We start from the raw sequence: 17,810 nt of genomic DNA on the forward strand, positions 1-17,810 counted from the left end.
CGTTGCTGTAATTTAAAAATAGTTTTAAGAAAAAATTAAGTATCAGTTTTATTTTTTTATATAAATTTGTCACTCAATTTAAAAAAATTTGACAATGAAAAAATTAATTACACTTTCGATAGCACTTTTGGCATTTACTTTTTCTAATGCACAAGAAACTTCTAAAAAATCAAAAAAAGTAACTGCAAAAACTTCAAAAGTAACAGCTCCTGCTTTACCTAAAGTAGAAGGCGCTGGGATGGTTTTTGTGAACGAAACAATCGATTATGGCACAGTTGCTCACAATGCTGATGGAAAACGCGAATTTGTTTTAACTAATAATGGCAATAAACCCCTAATTATAACTAATGCCGTTGGATCTTGTGGCTGTACTGTTCCAACTTTTCCGAAAGATCCTATTCTTCCTGGTGCAAAAGCCGTAATTGGAGTAAAATATGCAACAGATAGAGTTGGTGCTTTTACTAAAACTGTAACTGTAACATCTAATGCAGCAGGAATTCCTTCAAAAGTACTTACTATAAAAGGAACTGTTTTAGGAGACGACGCTCCAAAAAGCTAAATTTTAAAATAATCTTATAAAAAAGCTTCCCTCTTTTTGGAAGCTTTTTTTATTTAAATACACTTCAAAACCATATGAGAAAGCTTGAAAACAGTGAACTCGATCGAAAATCTATTGAAGATTTTAAACAATCCGAAAAAACACCAATTATCATTGTTTTGGATGACATTCGAAGTTTGCACAACATTGGGTCGGTTTTTAGAACAGCCGATGCTTTTTTGATTGAAAAAATATATTTGTGTGGCATCACGGCTACGCCGCCTAACAAAGAAATTCACAAAACGGCTCTTGGCGCTACAGAAACTGTGGCTTGGGAACATAACAAAGACGTTCTTGAAGTGATTCAAAATTTAAAAAACGAAAAAGTTAGTGTACTTGCCATTGAGCAAGTAGAAAGCGCCGTTTTTCTTCAAGATTTTGAAATTGAAAAAGATAAAAAATACGCCTTAGTTTTTGGAAACGAAGTCTTTGGAGTAGCACAAGAGGCCGTTGAACTCTGTGATGGCTGTATCGAAATTCCACAATTGGGAACCAAACATTCTTTGAACATTTCGGTAAGTGCTGGAATAGTCGTTTGGGATTTATTCAAAAAAATGAAATGGAATTTGTAATTATATTTTTATCAAATTAATTTGAAGTTTTTTTATATCTTAGGCAACCTTTTCTTTAGAAGAAAACCTAAGCTATGAAAAAACTTTTTTTACTGTTTATCCTTTTGTCCAGTTTTTTTGGGCAAGCCCAATATACTACAATTCCAGATGTGAATTTTGAGAAAGCATTAATTGATTTAGGTATTGATAGTGGAGCTATTGATGGTAAGGTTCTGACAGCAAATGTGAGTGGAATTACTAATTTAGATGTTTCAAAGAAAGCTATTACTAATTTATCAGGAATACAGGATTTTACATCATTAGAATATTTACTTTGCATTGATAATCAATTAACTAGTTTAGACGTTACTAAAAACACAGCTTTGATCAGCTTAAGTTGTATTCAAAATCAATTAACCAGTCTGGATGTTACCAAAAATACAAATTTGAATCATTTAAGCTGTAGCTATAATTATATAATTAGTATAGATGTTACTAAAAATACGGCTTTAACTCATTTAAACTGTTTTACTAATCAAATAAGTAGTTTGGATGTTACAAAAAATACGGCTTTAACTTTTTTAGATTGTAGTAATAATCAAATAACAAGTTTGGATGTCACCAAAAATACGGCTTTAACTCATTTAAATTGTAGTAATAATCAAATAACAAGTTTGGATGTTACTAAAAATACGGCTTTAACTTTTTTAAGCTGTTCTACCAATCAAATAAGTAGTTTGGATGTTACCAAAAATACTGCTTTAACTCTTTTAGATTGTAGTAATAATCAAATAACAAGTTTGGATGTCACCAAAAATACGGCTTTAACTTTTTTAAGCTGTTTTAATATTAAAATAAACAGTTTAGATGTTTCTAAAAACATAGCTTTGACTGATTTATATTGTTCTTCGACTCAAATAAGTACTTTGGATGTTACTAAAAATACATTTTTAACTGCTTTAGACTGCAGTTCTAATCAAATTAGTGTTCTGGACTTGACTAAAAATACAGCTTTGACATATTTAAAGTGTGACACTAGTAAGATAAGTAGTTTAGACCTTACGAACCATAATGCTTTGACTTATTTTGATTGTAGTAAAAATTTTCTAACCTTCCTTAATTTAAAAAACGGCAGTAATACAAAACTCCTAGTTGTTAATTTTAAAAGCAACCCCAACCTAACCTGTATACAAGTCGACAACAAAGCGTATTCAGATACCAATTGGTCTTCCAAAAAAGACGCCGCAGCAAGTTATTCTGAAAACTGTAGCAAAACAACTGCTACTATAACACCTCCTGTAATCACAGCAACAGGAAATCAAATTTATTGCGCGGGAACTTCATTAAAAATAGTAACAGGAGTAACCATAACTCACGATCCATCCGATACAGGTACTGATGCCATTTATATTCAAATTTCATCGGGATATGTTGTAGGGCAGGATTTATTAGCATTGGCTAATCCGCTTTTGCATCCCACAATTACTACATCTTGGAGTGCATCAGAAGGAAAACTAAAACTGTATAGCCCAACCGGAATTCAAGTTACCTATACAGATTTTGAAGCTGCTATTAAAGATGTAACATATACTAATTCGTCCGCATCACCATCTGGAACTCGTGATTTTTCTATTAATTTGGGTTTCGGTTCTGCTAATTATTTGCCATCAAACGGACATTTCTATGAATATGTGGCAAGTCCAGGTATTATTTGGACAGCTGCAAAAGATGCAGCCGCCGCAAGAACTTATTATGGCTTGCAGGGTTATTTAGCTACATTAACAGCTGCTGACGAAGCACAATTGGCTGGAGCACAAGCGCCAGGAACGGGATGGATTGGCGGTAGTGACGCACAAATTGAAGGTACTTGGAAATGGGTAACTGGACCAGAAGGGCTTGCCAATGGAGGAACTGGAATTACTTTTTGGACTGGAAAAGGCAATGGCACAACCAGTCCTCCTTTTAATTATGCCAATTGGAACTCACCTAATGAACCTAATGACTCTGGAAATAACGAAGATTATGCCCATATAACTTCTCCAGCAGTTGGAAACCTAGGAACCTGGAATGATTTGCCAGTACAAGGCAATGCTATAAATGTAGCCAATGGTAATTACTTCCCTCAAGGTTATATTGTAGAATATGGAGGAATGCCTGGCGAGCCAACACTTCAAATTTCGGCGAGTACTAAAATCACTATTCCAAAAATAACAAGTTCAACTCCAAGTGCTATCTGTGGTTCTGGAAGTCTGATACTACAAGCAACTGCCACTGATGGCACAGTAAATTGGTACACAACCCCAACTGGAGGAACATCAATTTATACAGGAAATTCATTTACAACTCCAGTTCTAACTACTACCACTTCTTATTATGTAGATGCATCAAATGGAAGTTGCCCAAATGGTCCTAGAACTGAAATTATTGCTACTATAAAACCTTTACCCAATTTGCCACAAATCGCAATTTCTTCGACAAGTCCGGTTTTATATTGTTTGAATGCTACAGCAATCCCATTAGCAGCAACAGCAGACAGTAACTGCAAATTAAATTGGTACACCCAAGCAGTTGGAGGTATTGCTTCAGCTACAAGTCCAACACCAATTACAACAACAGCAGGATCGACAACCTATTATGTGAGCCAAACCAATACTTTAAGCAACTGCGAAAGCCTTCGTGCTGCAATCATAGTAACGGTCAATCCATTGCCAACGGTTCCCACTGTAAACAATATTTCCTATTGCAATAATGAAACTGCTGTTCCTTTGACAGCTATTGCTACAGCAAATTGCACTTTAAATTGGTATCCAACTGCTACAGGAGGCACGCCGAGTGCAACAAGTCCAACGCCTTCTACAATAGTAGTTGGTACAACATCTTATTTTGTCAGTCAAACCATAACTTCAACGGGTTGTGAAGGACCTAGAGCCGAAATAGTAGTCACCGTTAACCCATTGCCTACAGCACCCATTGTAAGTAATATTGCTTATTGCAATCTTGAAACTGCAATTCCGTTAACGGCAACAGCATCCCCAAATTGTACTTTAAATTGGTATTTAGCTTCAGCAGGTGGAACTTCTAGCGCAACAAGTCCCACGCCATCGACAGCAACTGTTGGAACCACAAAATTTTATGTAAGTCAAACCATTGTGGCTACTGGATGCGAAAGTCCAAGGTCGGAAATTTCAGTTATTGTAAATCCATTGCCGATTGTAAACGATGTCACTATTATTCAATGCGATGCTGACTTAGTTGTTGACGGTAAGACGCTATTTAATTTGACCGTAAACAATGCTCAAATTTCATCCAACTTTGCCAATGAAAATTTTACTTATTACACCTCTTTAAACGGAGCAAAAAATGCTATTCCAGCCGATTTGATTCCAAATGAATTGGCTTTTCAAAACACAACTCCAACACAAATGGACGTTTGGTCGCGAATTACCAATAAAACAACAGGCTGTTTTAGTGTTGCCAAAATAACCTTGAAAGTTCCTGCTACGAATATCAATCCGAATACAAAAATTCCTTTTCCTGCTGTTTGTGATGATTTTTTAGATGCCAACGGAAATAATAACGCCAATAACAACAATCGAGATGGAATTACAACTTTTGATTTTTCTTCGACAAAAGCAATAATACAAGCCCTTTTGCCTCCAACCGATGTTTACAACATTAATTATTATCGAAACCAAGCAGATGCTTTGGCCGAACTCAATGTTATCTCTGACATTTCAAATTATCGAAACATTGGTTACCCTAATTCTCAGGATATTTGGGTACGAATTGATAGTAATCTGGACAATGCTTGTTACGGTTTAGGACCTTATTTGACTTTAAATGTTGAAGCTTTGCCAATCGCAAATACAGTAACCATTCCGAGACAATGTGACGACAATACCGATGGAATATTTACTTTCAATACTTTAAATCTTGAGTCAACCCTACTAAATGGGCAAATAAACAAAACGGTTACTTATTTCGACCAAGCCAATAATCCCCTGAAAGATGCCAACGGAATTTTGATTAAAAGCCCATTCCCAGCCACTTTCACTTCAACATCCCAAACGATTAAAGCCGTTGTGACCAATAACAGTCCGCAACATTGTTATGACGAAACAAACATTCTATTTATTGTTGACCAATCGCCAGTAGCATTTGCAGTCCCTTCAAATTTGACAACAACTTGTGATGACGAACCCAATCCAATAGACCAAGATGGAAAATTTGCTTTTGACACCTCTACTTTCGAAAGCACAATTCTTGGCGGACAAACTGGAATGATTGTCAAATATTACGACCAAAACAATATGCTTTTGCCAAGTCCGTTGCCGAATCCATTTGTAACCAACACACAAAACATTACAGCACAAGTTCAAAACCCATTAAACACAACTTGTACAGCTTCAACTGTATTTAATTTTGTTGTCAATCCAATTCCAAATATTGATTTGAATCTCGATGGTAGTGCCAATGAATTAGTATGTCAGAATGATTCGGCCTTTTTTGTAACCTTAGATGCAGGTATAACAGACGGTTCGTCAACTACAAATTACGATTATATTTGGACAAAAGATGGAGTTCATACCGGGACAAACTCACCAACATTAGACGTAAATGCCGAAGGAGTTTATACCGTTGAAGTCACCAATCATTCGGGTTGCAGTCGAATTCGAACATTGACCGTTACAGCATCAAATGTTGCATCGATTACCTCTGTTGATGTAGTAGATTTAACTGAAGTGAATACAATAACAGTTAATGTCACTGGGCCAGGAGTATATGAATACAGCTTAGATGAACCCAATGGGTTCTGGCAGGATTCCAATTTTTTCAACAATGTTCCTGCTGGAGTTCACGTCGTTTATGTGAATGATAAAAATGGCTGTGGTTCCGTTCATCAAGAGATTGTACTTGTAGGTGTTCCTAAATTTTTCACACCAAACGGTGATGGTTATAATGATTATTGGAGTATAAAAGGAGTGAATGAAACCTATAATTCAAATTCCATAATCTACATTTTTGACCGATACGGAAAACTCCTAAAACAATGGGTTCCTTCTCTAAATCAAGGTTGGGATGGCACTTTCAACGGCGTTCCTTTACCTGCCGATGATTATTGGTTTACTCTAAAACTGGAAGACGGTCGAGAAACAAAAGGACATTTTTCTTTAAAAAGATAATTTTCTAAATTAGTTACTAATTTTTCGCCGAATTTCGTCCAAAATATAAAGATAATCTTCCTGGTTTTTCACAAAATCACGGTCTGAAACATCGATAATCAAGACATTCAAATTCGTTTGCGTTTTGATGTAATCCAGATAACCGCCATTGATTTTATCTAAATAGTCGGCAGGAATATTTTGCTCGTAACTTCGGCCTCTTTTCTTGATATTTTCCAGCAAACGCTCCGTATTTTGGTATAAATAAACATACAAATCCGGTTTTGGCATTTCCCGATACACAATATCAAACATCGTTTTATACAATCGGAATTCGTCTTCCTGAAGCGTTACTTTGGCAAAAATCAGGGATTTGAAAATATGATAATCGGCTACTATAAAATCCTTGAACAAGTCGAATTGGGCCAAATCATCCGACAATTGTTTGTATCTATCGGCAAGAAACGACATTTCCAACGGAAAAGCATAACGGTTTTGATCTTCATAAAATTTAGGAAGAAAGGGATTGTCGGCAAAGCGTTCTAAAACAGTTTTGGCATTAAAATCCTCCGCAATTTTGGTAGCCAATGTTGTTTTTCCAGCTCCAATATTGCCTTCAAAAGCGATATAATTGAATTGCTCCAAAGGAATTTCATCCAATGGTTTTTTTAAATTTTGAACTGGGGTACAAACACTTTCGTCAGGAGAAATTTCGAATAATTCAGCCGTTTTTTTATGCAAAACAGGATGAATCCAATTCAAATTCAAATCCAACATGGGCAATAAAACAAAATTTCTATTTTGCAATAAAGGATGTGGGACTTGAAGATCTTCACTATCAATAATTTCTTCGTTAAAAGTGATTAAATCAATATCAATAATCCGTGATTGGTATTCTTGAGTCGTATTTCGAATGCGTCCTAATTGTTTTTCAATGCTTAAAATTTTTGTCAAAATTGCATTCGCTGACAAAAAAGTGTGCAAAACCAAAGCGCAATTATAAAAAGCATCACTATCAAAACCCCAAGACGGAGTTTCATACAACTTTGATGTTTTGATAACAGTTCCAACTTCTTGATGAATCAATTCAATAGATTTTTCAATGTTTTCTAGACGATTGCCTTGATTGGTTCCTAGCGATAAAACGACCTGATTTTGTGATTTCATAATAAGCACAAATTAACTAAAACAATTTTAGAATTGAACTATATTTGCCTCGCTGTTGATAACTTAAATTTGTAACATATCAACTCTTTTTGCTACTTATAAAAAAACTATTGTTATGAGATTTTTAGGAAATGTTTTAGCAACCATAGTGGGGTTGTTCGTTTTTATAATGTTATTCGTTTTTGGAATTGTATTAATCGGAATGTTATTTGGTGGTGAATCGGATGAAATTTCTGTAAAAAGCAATTCGGTTATCGAATTAAAATTAGACGAAATAAAAAACGATTATGCTGGAAAATACAACAACCCTTGGGTTACGGAATTTTCTAAAGGAGGAAAAGTAGGACTATCAGACGTTATCAAAGCTATTGAAGCCGCTAAAACCGATTCAGACATCAAAGGAATTTCTATTTTGAATGATGAATCTGAACTGGGAATGGCACAAAGAAAAGCTTTGCGCAACGCCTTAGAAGACTTCAAGAAATCAGGAAAATTTGTGATGGCTTATGCCAATTCCTATTCACAAAAAGAATATTATTTGAATTCTGTTGCCAATACAATTTACATCAATCCCGTTGGTGATTTCGATTTCAAAGGATTATCTGCCGAATTGATGTTTTTCAAAGATCTTCAAGAGAAATCGGGTATTAAGATGGAAGTCATTCGACACGGAAAATACAAAAGCGCCGTGGAGCCTTTCTTAGAAAATGGAATGAGCGATGCCAATAGAGAACAAACCACATCATTACTAAACGCGGTTTGGAGTTCTGTTTTAGCTGATATTTCCAAAAGCAGAAATATATCGGTAGCCAAATTAAACGAAATCGCCTCTGGTCTTCTTGCTCGAACTCCAGAAATGGCAAAGTCCGAAAAATTAGTTGATGTCATTGCTTATGAAGATGAGTATCACGATGCCATCAAGAAAATTCTGAAAGTTGACAAAGATGAAGATTACAACAAAACAGCCATTTTAGACTATGCTCAAAAAGTAGCCACTACTTCTGAAAGCAATGATTCTAATGATAAAATTGCCATTATTTATGCGCAAGGAGAAATTATGAGTGGCGAAGGCGACATCAACACCATTGGCGAAATCTCTATGAATCGCTCCTTGATTGAAGCCCGAAAAGACAAAGATGTAAAAGCTATTGTACTTAGAATTAATAGCCCTGGCGGAAATGCCTTGACATCGGATTTGATTTGGAGAGAAATTGAATTAACCAAAAAAGTGAAGCCCGTAGTGGTTTCGATGGGGAATTATGCCGCTTCTGGTGGTTATTATATTGCTTGCAATGCCAACAAAATTTTTGCCGAAAACAACACCATTACAGGTTCGATTGGCGTTTTTGGAATCTTACCAAATTTCACACAATTGGCAACCAAAATTGGAATCCACACTGAACAAGTAAAAACCAACGAAAACGCTTCTGAATACAGTCCGTTTGTTCCGATGGATGAGAAATTCAAAGCCGTAACTCTTGAAAGTGTGGAGCACATTTACAAAACATTTGTGTCACACGTTGCAAAAGGACGCAAAATGACGATTGCTCAGGTAGATTCAATCGGACAAGGAAGAGTTTGGTCGGGCTCACAAGCTTTAAAAATTGGGCTTGTAGATAAAATTGGAGGTTTAGATGCCGCTATTAAAGAAGCCGCACTCCTTGGCAAAACCAAAAAATACAGCACTCAGAACTTTCCTGAATTCGAAAAAGACATGAGTGATCTTTTGAAAAATTTTCCTTTTGCAAAATCTAAAGAATCGTTCATCAAAGAAGAATTGGGTGAAGAAACCTATCGTTTGATGGAACAAATTAAAAAAGTGCAAGCTCGTAAAGGCGTTCAAGCTATGATGCCTTTTGAAATCAATATTCAATAATTTTTTTTAATAGTTGACCCTTTTAGTCCTATGCCATTGGATTGAAAGGGTTTGTTTTATATTTCAATCCGTACTTCATACCCTTCTGAACCTCGAACATTAAAAACGGTGCCATCTTCAAAAATGAGATATTGTCCTTTTATTCCAGTCAATTTCCCTTGAAAATTAGGAGTTTTATCCAAGTTCAAACTGTTTATTTTTTTGGGATATTCTAGGACAGGAAAGTGCATTTCATACAAATCATTTTTCTCTGAGTAGAAGTATTCCTGAACTTCGGCTGGAATCCAATTTTGAACTTTGATTTTTTCGGCGATTAAATCTACTTGCACAACATCATTTTTAAGCATTTTTTGCCAATTGGTTTTATCGGCAAAATGATTTTTCAAGGCTACTTCAGTAATTCCAGCCAGATAGCGATTGGGCACTTCTACAATCGAAATGGCTTGGGTTGCGCCTTGGTCAATCCATCGAGTGGGCATTTGCGTTTTTCTAGTCACGCCTACTTTTACTTCGCTTGACAAAGCTAAATAGACAATATGGGGTTGCAATTGTACTTTTTCTTCATAAACCAAATCTCGATCTTGAATGCCAAGATGTGCGGTACTTAATTCGGGTTTCATAATCCAATCGCCAACAGCTGGACTCGAATAAAAACAATCATAGCAGAATCCTTGTCGGTAGATTTTCTTCTTTTTACCACAATTCAAACATTGATACCCCACAAAATTGATTTCCAAATTCTTGTTCAGTAATTGATTTACATTCAAAAAACTATTCTCAAAAACCAAATAATATTGAATAGGATTGGCAAATTCGGTTTGCATTTTTGTAAGCGTGCCTTCGTAAGTCATTTTATCTAAAGTTTCAGATTTAAAGGTTCAAGTTGAACAAATTTTGTTATTTTTGGTAAAGTTATCACTCCTAATTCATAATTCATAATTTAAAAATGCCAATAGCTGTAATCAATTCGTTTGCTTCTTGGGTTCTCAAACAAAGAATTCATCAAATAGAACTTTTCCTGAAGTACCCGAATGAAGTTCAGGAAGAATTGCTAATGAATTTGATTAAAGCTGCCGAAAAAACGGTTATAGGCCAGCAATATGATTATGAATCTATAAATTCATATGCTGCTTTTGCCGAAAGAGTTCCTGTTTCGACCTACGAAGAATTACAACCCTTGATAGAAAGAACCCGACAAGGCGAACAAAATGTTTTGTGGGAAACTCCGATAAAATGGTTTGCCAAATCCAGCGGAACGACCAATGCCAAAAGCAAATTTATTCCTGTAAGTCCTGAAGCATTGGAAGATTGCCATTACAAAGCCGGAAAAGATTTGTTATGTATGTACTTGAACAATAACGAAAATTCGGAAATGTTTTTAGGAAAAAGTCTTCGTCTTGGTGGAAGTGCTCAAATCTATGAAAACAACAATACTTCGTTTGGCGATTTATCGGCCATTTTGATTGAAAACATGCCACTTTGGGCTGATTTTAGCAGTACACCAAATAAAGATATTTCATTGATGAGCGATTGGGAAACTAAAATTCCTGCCATAATCAACGAAGTTAAAAACGAAAATGTAACCAGTTTTGCCGGAGTTCCTTCCTGGCTTTTGGTTTTGATGAATAAATTATTAGAAGAAACTGGCAAAGGAAATTTACTCGAACTTTGGCCCAATCTCGAAGTCTATTTTCACGGTGGCGTAAACTTTGAACCCTATCGAGAACAATACAAAAAAATATTACCTAAAAAAGATTTCAAATATTACGAAATATACAATGCATCCGAAGGATTTTTTGCCATTCAGGATTTAAATTATTCAAGCGATTTATTGCTGATGTTGGATTATGGGATTTTTTATGAATTTATTCCAATGGACACTTTTGGCACTCCCAGTCAGAAAACCATTCGATTATCGGATGTAGAACTTTTTAAAAATTATGCCATTGTCATCACAACCAATTCCGGTTTATGGCGTTATATGATTGGCGACACCGTTCGATTTACTACCTTGAGTCCCTACAAAATCAGAGTAACAGGAAGAACCAAACACCATATTAATGTTTTTGGCGAAGAACTGATGGTAGAAAATACGGATCAAGCCATTGCCAAAGCCTGTCAAATTACTGCAACAGAAGTTGTAGATTATACCGTTGCTCCCGTTTTTATGAAAGACAAAGAAAAAGGGGCTCACGAATGGATCATTGAGTTCAAGAAAAACCCTATTGATATTGAAACTTTCCAAAAAGTATTGGACGAAACATTGCAGTCTTTGAATTCTGATTATGAAGCCAAACGGCACAACAATATGACTTTAAATCCTTTACTTTTAAACATCGCAAGACCTAATTTATTCTACGATTGGCTGAAAGAGAAAGGAAAGTTAGGCGGTCAGCACAAAATTCCAAGATTGTCTAATGAAAGAGATTATTTAGAACAATTGAAAAATATGCAAACCTCTTATAATTGTTCTATTTAAGGAATACAAATTCATTAAGAAAAGTTAAATATTTCTTCGCTGTAAATCACTTCCACTTCAAAGTTTCCATCAAACGTTGCATATCGTTTCGGACGAAGCTTGCTGCGGGCATAATGGAATCATAATTGGGTTTTGCATAGAAATAAACTGAGCCTGTCACAAAATGTTTGACACTATCGGTCACATAAAACTGCGAATTAGTGGCCGCATTTCCATCTACTTGATAAAACATTCCATACACTTTCTTGGTCGGATTCAAAAAGGGTTGCTCTAGAATATCATCGGCTTTGATGACGTGTTCATAGGTTAGTTTTTGAGCGTCGTGTAACAATTTATTGATGTCGTTATTTACGGGTTTGTACGTCAAATAAATCGTGGCTTTCATTTTTGGATACGTAATCGTAAATCCACAATCTTTCTCTCCTTTTATGATTGCATCCGAATTCATTTCGAATGTAAAAGGGCATTTGCTTTCGAAATTAGCATATTTTGCTTCTGGATAATCCAAACGCAAATAGCTTGCAGGCTTGGGCAAAACTTCTTTTTTACAACTAAAAATAGAAAATAGCACCATCAAAAGTGCAAATATAGAAAGCTGATTTTTTGACATTTTATAATTATTCTACGGTGACTTTTATTTGTTTTACTCTTTTCTTATCTACCGTTTCAATGGTAAACATACAGTTTTCGAAAGCGATTTTTTGATCTTTTTTTGGAAAATTACCTAAAATTTCGAGAATGAATCCGGCCAGTGTTTCGGCTTCTCCTTTTGTTGATTCGAATATTTGTTCATCAACCTCAACCACTCTATAAAAATCTTTGAGGTTTGTTTTGCCTTCAAAAAGATAATTTTTATCATCAATTTTAGTGTAATTGGCGTTAACACCATCAAATTCATCGCTAATATCGCCCACGATTTCTTCGATAATATCTTCTAAAGAAACCAATCCCGAAGTTCCACCATATTCGTCCACCACAATGGCCAAATGGCTTTTCATTCCTTGAAAATCTTTGAGCAAATTGTCTATTTTTTTATTTTCAGGTACAAAAAATGGTTTTCGCAACAATGTTTTCCAATCAAATTCTTCTTTATCAAGATGCGGAAGCAAATCCTTTACAAACAAAACGCCTTCTATTTGATCTATATTGTCTCGATATACAGGAATTCTAGAAAAACCCATTTCAATAATTTTAGGACAAATGACAGCAAAAGACTCTTCGATTTCTAGTGCAAAAATATCCATTCTCGGACTCATAACTTGCTTGGTATCGGTGTTTCCAAAAGAAACTATTCCTTCTAATATTTTTTGCTCTTCAGATGAGGTTTCCTCAGTATCGGTAAGTTCTAATGCTTGCGACAATTGATCTACCGAGAAATTTGTCTTTTGTTTTCCTAATTTATTATGCAAATATATAGTTGCTCTCCTCATAGGCAAACTGATTGGCGAAAGCAAAGTGTCAAGACCCGAAATGGGATAAGCGACCCATTTGGCAAACTTGATATTGTTTCTGCTGGCATAAACTTTGGGCAAAACTTCGCCAAACAATAAAATCAAAAAGGCAACAATAATTAGCTCAATACCAAATTTTAATAAAGGAGAATGGATAGTCGAAAATAAATTTTGTCCCATAAATGAAAACAAAATTACCAGTCCAATTTTGATAAAATTATTAGCAACAAGAAGTGTAGCAAGCAATTTTTTGGGCTTTTCTAGAAGTTTAGAAATGATTTTTCCTTTTGAAGGATGTTCTTGCAAAGTGTTGTCAATATCTTTTTGCGACAATGAAAACAGGGCAACTTCGGCACCAGAAACCAGAGCAGAACAAAACAATAACGCAAAAATTGCGATAAAACCAAATACTAAATTGGCATCTAAGGTATAAGCAAAAAGAAAACTGGGCTCTGGGTCCAAATTGAAAAAAATTAGTTAGACAATTGTGACGGTAAGTCGTTTTCAGGCAAACCGATATTTTTCGAGTCAAAGTTAGTCTCTTTTGGAGAATCGATAGATTTATTCTCTTTTTTTGTGGTCAGAAAAGTAAAATCTATGGCTTGAATTTCGGTAATGTATTTTGTAGTTCCGTCTTCGGCCTGCCATTGACGTGATTTTATGCGACCTTCAACATAAATTTTATCTCCTTTAGACAAGTATTTTTCGCATAATTCTGCCGCTTTATTTCTTACAACAATATTATGCCACTCGGTAGAAGTGATTTTTTCGCCCGTTTCCTTATTAATATAGGTTTCGTTTGTTGCCAAAGAAAATTTGCCAATGCAAGAATCAGCTTTGAAATAGTGCATCTTAACATCGTCGCCCAAATGACCTATGAGCATTACTTTATTTAAAGTCGAATTCATAAATGGTGTTTTCTACTTTCAAATGTACAAATTTTGAGTTAGCTCAAAAAATCCTTTTCGATAAAATTATGAATAACGATGGGAAAAGGAAATGTTTTTAAAGTAACAGCATCAATTCCGTTCTCTATAATTCCTGCAACCCGAACCTTCCAAAATTGGATATGCAAATGCTGATGCGACAATTTATGGATGATATTTTTCTCACTATCTTCTTCGACACTTATTAAAGGATTATTTTTAAAAAAACCGTCTTGAATCGTTTTGGAAATAAAATCAAAATCTTCGGGAGCATCAGTTTCAATTAGTGGAAATTCGTAAAGATTATGCCAAATTCCTTTGGCAGTCCTTTTTTGAATTATAGTGTTTTCATCATCATCAGCAACCACTAAATAATTAAAAAACCGATTTCGTACCTTCAACTTCTTAGATTTTACTGGCAATTGATCCACTTTCTTCTTTTGTAGAGCGGCACAACTGCTATTAAAAACACAAACACCACAATTGGGACTTTTAGGAACACATTGCAAAGCACCAAATTCCATTATAGCCTGATTGAAAATAGCCGGATTATCTTTGGGCATCAATTCGAAAGCCAAAGCCGCGAACTCTTTTTTGGCAGATGCCGCAGCAATATCAGTTTCTACATCAAAATAGCGAGACAAAACCCTAAAAACATTTCCATCAACAACAGGAACGACTTCATTGTAGGAAAAAGAAGCAATTGCAGCAGCGGTATATTCGCCAACACCTTTTAGTTTCAATAAATCATTATAGTTGTCTGGAAATTTTCCTGATAATTCTGTAGCAACAAACTGAGCCGTTTTGTGCAAATTTCTGGCTCGAGAATAATAACCCAAACCTTGCCATAGTTTTAAGACTTGTTCCTCATTGGCATTGGCCAAATCAAAAACAGTTGGAAAATTGGACACAAAAGACAAGAAATAAGGCGTTCCTTGAGCGATTCGTGTTTGCTGGAGCATAATTTCTGAGAGCCAAATCAAATAAGGATTATCGGTTTTTCGCCACGGCAAATCGCGTTTATTTTCTAAATACCACCTTATCAGTATGTTGGAAAAGATCATTGTTAAATTTTAGTTTACAAAAGTAAAAGTTTATGTTGTTAAAATTTAATGAATTAGCTTGAATAATTGTTTTTTTTATTCCTATATTTGCAACCTCAAAAAATTAGTACACATTTATAAATTACGAATTAAAATGACAAAAGCAGATATCGTTGCAAAAATCGCAGACAAATTAGGTCTTGAAAAAGGAGATGTTCAAGCAACCGTAGAGACCTTTATGACTGAAGTTAAAACTTCTTTAGAAGAAGGAGACAATGTTTATTTAAGAGGTTTTGGAAGTTTTATTGTGAAAACAAGAGCTGAAAAAACAGGAAGAAATATTTCAAAAAATACTACTATCAAAATTCCTGCTCACAACATTCCAGCATTTAAACCAGCAAAAGTTTTTGTTGAAGGAGTAAAGACAAATAACGAAGCAAAATAAAAATATTATTAATCACAAAATCACCAGATTATGCCAAGTGGTAAAAAAAGAAAGAGACATAAGGTAGCAACGCACAAACGCAAAAAAAGAGCGAGAGCTAACCGTCACAAAAAGAAAAAGTAGTTTATAACTACTTTTTTCTTTTTAAACGTTCATTGAAATTTGGATTTCAGACTTCAGATTTCAGACTTCAGATTGCGGCCTAAACTGCAAACTGCTCTCTGAATACTGCAAACCGACTTCCTCCCGGGTTCAATACCTGTTCAAATTATTGTTTAATCCATCCGAACATTTAGGTTTTGGGTTTTGGGTTTTAGGTCTAACACCTAAATACCTAATGCCTAACCACCCATAAGTGCGGATAAAAATTTACAGAGTGAATAAAGAATTAATCATTAGATCTAGTTCTGAAGCCGTAGATTTTGCCTTATTAAAAGATGGAAAACTAATTGAATTGCACAAAGAACAAGAAACAAGCAACTTTCAAGTTGGCGATATTTTTATTGCCAAAATCAGAAAACCTGTTGCAGGACTAAATGCAGCTTTTGTAAATGTAGGCTACGAAAAAGACGCCTTTTTGCATTATCACGATTTAGGTCCTAATCTTGCTTCCCAACTGAAATTCATAAAACTTGTAAGCGCAGGTAAAATAAAAGATTTCTCCCTAAAAAACTTTCAGTTTGAAAAAGAGATAGACAAAGATGGATCGATAACAGATATTATCAATTCCAATCAGTCTATTTTAGTACAAGTTGTCAAAGAACCAATATCTACCAAAGGACCAAGAATTAGCGCAGAGCTTTCCTTGGCTGGAAGATTTATTGTTTTGGTTCCGTTTTCTGACCGAGTTTCTATTTCACAAAAAATAGAAGACAAAAAAGAAAAAGAACGTTTGAAAAGACTCGTACAATCTGTCAAACCAAAAGGATTTGGTGTTATTGTTCGCACAGTAGCCGAAGGCAAAAGCACAGTAGAATTAGAAAAAGATTTGCAGAACCTCATAGAGAGATGGACTGCAATGTGTAAAAAATTACCAACCGCTCATCATCCGTCCAAGGTATTAGGAGAGCTCAATAGAGCTTCATCAATATTAAGAGACGTCTTCAACGACACCTTTAGTGGTGTCCTAATAGATGACGAAGAGTTGTACAACCAAACGAAGGATTATTTACAAGAAATAGCCCCTTCCAAAACATCGATTGTTAAGTTTTATCAATCCAAAGACACTCCAATTTTCGAGAAATACAATATAGAGAGACAAATCAAGACCTCCTTTGGAAAAACAGTTTCTATGAGCAAAGGTGCTTATCTTATTATCGAACATACCGAAGCTTTGCACGTTATAGACGTGAATAGCGGAAACCGTTCTAATAAAGCATCTAACCAAGAAGATACTGCAATGGAAGTCAATATGATTGCCGCCGCCGAAATCGCCAGACAATTACGTCTTCGTGATATGGGCGGAATAATCGTAATCGATTTTATCGATATGTCAAATCCAGAAAATCGCAAAGTCCTGTTCGACTTCCTGAGGGAAGAAATGAGCGATGATAAAGCAAAACACAAAATCTTACCTCCAAGTAAGTTTGGCTTAGTCCAAATTACTCGACAAAGAGTAAGACCCGAAGTCAATATCAAAACTAGAGAAGAAGATCCAAACAATGGAAACGGCGAAATTGAAGCGCCAATTCAAATCATTGACAAAATTGCTTTAGATCTAGAAAGACATTTAAAAACCCACAATAAGGTTGTCCTTAATGTACATCCATTTGTGGCTGCTTACCTCAGTCAAGGTTTTCCATCATTGCGTTCAAAATGGTTTTTTGAGCACAAAAAATGGGTGAAAATCATACCACGTGACGCTTACACGTACTTAGAATATCATTTCTTTGACAAAAAAGGAAATGTTATTTCAGAATAAAAAATGATTCTGAAATAAATTCAGAATAAAAAACCGCCTTTCGAGAGATTGGCGGTTTTTTTGTGCTTTTTGTCTTGTCCTGAAATAACGATACACAAAATTCATCGTTATGGAAAACGCCCAAGAAAGCCGCTATGTAAAGCGCACCCAAAAGGACTACACAATGTCTTTTAAATTACAAATTGTTCAAG

The 17,810-nt window shown here is 35.2% G+C and carries 13 protein-coding genes; 7 read left to right on the top strand and 6 right to left on the bottom strand.

Features of this window, described 5'->3' with window-relative positions; all coding sequences use genetic code 11:
- The first annotated feature begins 94 nt into the window (after nt 1-94).
- The 3 genes from C3L50_RS03050 (at nt 95) to C3L50_RS03060 (ending at nt 6,332) form a co-directional block, all read left to right on the top strand.
- Nucleotides 95-559 (top strand): DUF1573 domain-containing protein, encoded by a 465-nt coding sequence (locus tag C3L50_RS03050; protein WP_103804635.1) that lies wholly within the window; start codon nt 95-97, stop codon nt 557-559.
- 74 nt (nt 560-633) lie between these two features.
- Nucleotides 634-1,170: an RNA methyltransferase gene (locus C3L50_RS03055; RefSeq protein WP_103804636.1), complete on the top strand. Its 537-nt coding sequence runs from the start codon at nt 634-636 to the stop codon at nt 1,168-1,170.
- Between the two features lie 74 nt (nt 1,171-1,244).
- The gene (locus C3L50_RS03060) at nt 1,245-6,332 is read left to right on the top strand and encodes an Ig-like domain-containing protein (protein WP_103804637.1); all 5,088 of its coding nucleotides are present in this window, start codon (nt 1,245-1,247) and stop codon (nt 6,330-6,332) included.
- A 9-nt stretch (nt 6,333-6,341) separates the two neighbouring features.
- On the opposite strand, the gene folK is transcribed toward C3L50_RS03060, so the two are convergent.
- The gene (gene folK / locus C3L50_RS03065) at nt 6,342-7,478 is read right to left on the bottom strand and encodes a 2-amino-4-hydroxy-6-hydroxymethyldihydropteridine diphosphokinase (RefSeq protein WP_103804638.1); all 1,137 of its coding nucleotides are present in this window, start codon (nt 7,476-7,478) and stop codon (nt 6,342-6,344) included.
- 115 nt (nt 7,479-7,593) lie between these two features.
- On the opposite strand from folK, the gene sppA reads away from it, so the two are divergent.
- Nucleotides 7,594-9,354, top strand: a complete 1,761-nt coding sequence (gene sppA / locus C3L50_RS03070; protein WP_103804639.1) for a signal peptide peptidase SppA — start codon at nt 7,594-7,596, stop codon at nt 9,352-9,354.
- Nucleotides 9,355-9,410: 56 nt separating this feature from the next.
- Here sppA and C3L50_RS03075 read toward each other — a convergent pair whose 3' ends face one another.
- Complete coding sequence (locus tag C3L50_RS03075; protein ID WP_103804640.1) at nt 9,411-10,205, bottom strand: DUF2797 domain-containing protein; 795 nt, start codon at nt 10,203-10,205, stop codon at nt 9,411-9,413.
- 95 nt (nt 10,206-10,300) lie between these two features.
- On the opposite strand from C3L50_RS03075, the gene C3L50_RS03080 reads away from it, so the two are divergent.
- A complete protein-coding gene (locus tag C3L50_RS03080; protein WP_103804641.1) occupies nt 10,301-11,833 on the top strand; it encodes a GH3 auxin-responsive promoter family protein in 1,533 nt (510 codons plus the stop codon).
- 46 nt (nt 11,834-11,879) lie between these two features.
- Here the strand turns inward: C3L50_RS03080 and gldD are convergent, their stop codons facing one another.
- Genes gldD through mutY form a run of 4 tightly spaced genes read right to left on the bottom strand, consistent with a single transcriptional unit; the run spans nt 11,880 to nt 15,274 of the window.
- Complete coding sequence (gene gldD, locus C3L50_RS03085) at nt 11,880-12,443, bottom strand: gliding motility lipoprotein GldD (RefSeq protein ID WP_103804642.1); 564 nt, start codon at nt 12,441-12,443, stop codon at nt 11,880-11,882.
- 7 nt (nt 12,444-12,450) lie between these two features.
- Nucleotides 12,451-13,746 (bottom strand): gliding motility-associated protein GldE, encoded by a 1,296-nt coding sequence (locus C3L50_RS03090; RefSeq protein ID WP_103804643.1) that lies wholly within the window; start codon nt 13,744-13,746, stop codon nt 12,451-12,453.
- 11 nt (nt 13,747-13,757) lie between these two features.
- Nucleotides 13,758-14,192 (bottom strand): single-stranded DNA-binding protein, encoded by a 435-nt coding sequence (locus C3L50_RS03095; RefSeq protein ID WP_103804644.1) that lies wholly within the window; start codon nt 14,190-14,192, stop codon nt 13,758-13,760.
- A gap of 38 nt (nt 14,193-14,230) precedes the next feature.
- Nucleotides 14,231-15,274, bottom strand: a complete 1,044-nt coding sequence (mutY, locus tag C3L50_RS03100; protein WP_103804645.1) for an A/G-specific adenine glycosylase — start codon at nt 15,272-15,274, stop codon at nt 14,231-14,233.
- A gap of 133 nt (nt 15,275-15,407) precedes the next feature.
- Here mutY and C3L50_RS03105 point away from each other — a divergent pair, with 133 nt between their 5' ends.
- Together C3L50_RS03105 and C3L50_RS03110 are read left to right on the top strand one after the other, a co-directional pair.
- Complete coding sequence (locus C3L50_RS03105; protein WP_103804646.1) at nt 15,408-15,698, top strand: HU family DNA-binding protein; 291 nt, start codon at nt 15,408-15,410, stop codon at nt 15,696-15,698.
- A 376-nt stretch (nt 15,699-16,074) separates the two neighbouring features.
- On the top strand, nt 16,075-17,619 hold the full coding sequence (locus tag C3L50_RS03110) for an Rne/Rng family ribonuclease (RefSeq protein WP_103804647.1): 1,545 nt from the start codon (nt 16,075-16,077) through the stop codon (nt 17,617-17,619).
- Nucleotides 17,620-17,810: the final 191 nt, after the last annotated feature.

The organism is Flavobacterium alvei, assembly GCF_002920895.1.
In the GTDB taxonomy this organism is placed as follows: Bacteria; Bacteroidota; Bacteroidia; order Flavobacteriales; family Flavobacteriaceae; genus Flavobacterium; species Flavobacterium alvei.

Excerpts from the sequence above, each read along its gene's own strand:
- C3L50_RS03075 (WP_103804640.1), bottom strand. The coding sequence starts at position 10,205 with ATGACTTACGAAGGCACGCTTACAAAAATGCAAACCGAATTTGCCAAT.
- C3L50_RS03105 (WP_103804646.1), top strand. The coding sequence starts at position 15,408 with ATGACAAAAGCAGATATCGTTGCAAAAATCGCAGACAAATTAGGTCTT.
- sppA (WP_103804639.1), top strand. The coding sequence starts at position 7,594 with ATGAGATTTTTAGGAAATGTTTTAGCAACCATAGTGGGGTTGTTCGTT.
- C3L50_RS03055 (WP_103804636.1), top strand. The coding sequence starts at position 634 with ATGAGAAAGCTTGAAAACAGTGAACTCGATCGAAAATCTATTGAAGAT.
- mutY (WP_103804645.1), bottom strand. The coding sequence starts at position 15,274 with ATGATCTTTTCCAACATACTGATAAGGTGGTATTTAGAAAATAAACGC.
- C3L50_RS03080 (WP_103804641.1), top strand. The coding sequence starts at position 10,301 with ATGCCAATAGCTGTAATCAATTCGTTTGCTTCTTGGGTTCTCAAACAA.
- folK (WP_103804638.1), bottom strand. The coding sequence starts at position 7,478 with ATGAAATCACAAAATCAGGTCGTTTTATCGCTAGGAACCAATCAAGGC.
- gldD (WP_103804642.1), bottom strand. The coding sequence starts at position 12,443 with ATGTCAAAAAATCAGCTTTCTATATTTGCACTTTTGATGGTGCTATTT.
- C3L50_RS03095 (WP_103804644.1), bottom strand. The coding sequence starts at position 14,192 with ATGAATTCGACTTTAAATAAAGTAATGCTCATAGGTCATTTGGGCGAC.
- C3L50_RS03060 (WP_103804637.1), top strand. The coding sequence starts at position 1,245 with ATGAAAAAACTTTTTTTACTGTTTATCCTTTTGTCCAGTTTTTTTGGG.
- C3L50_RS03050 (WP_103804635.1), top strand. The coding sequence starts at position 95 with ATGAAAAAATTAATTACACTTTCGATAGCACTTTTGGCATTTACTTTT.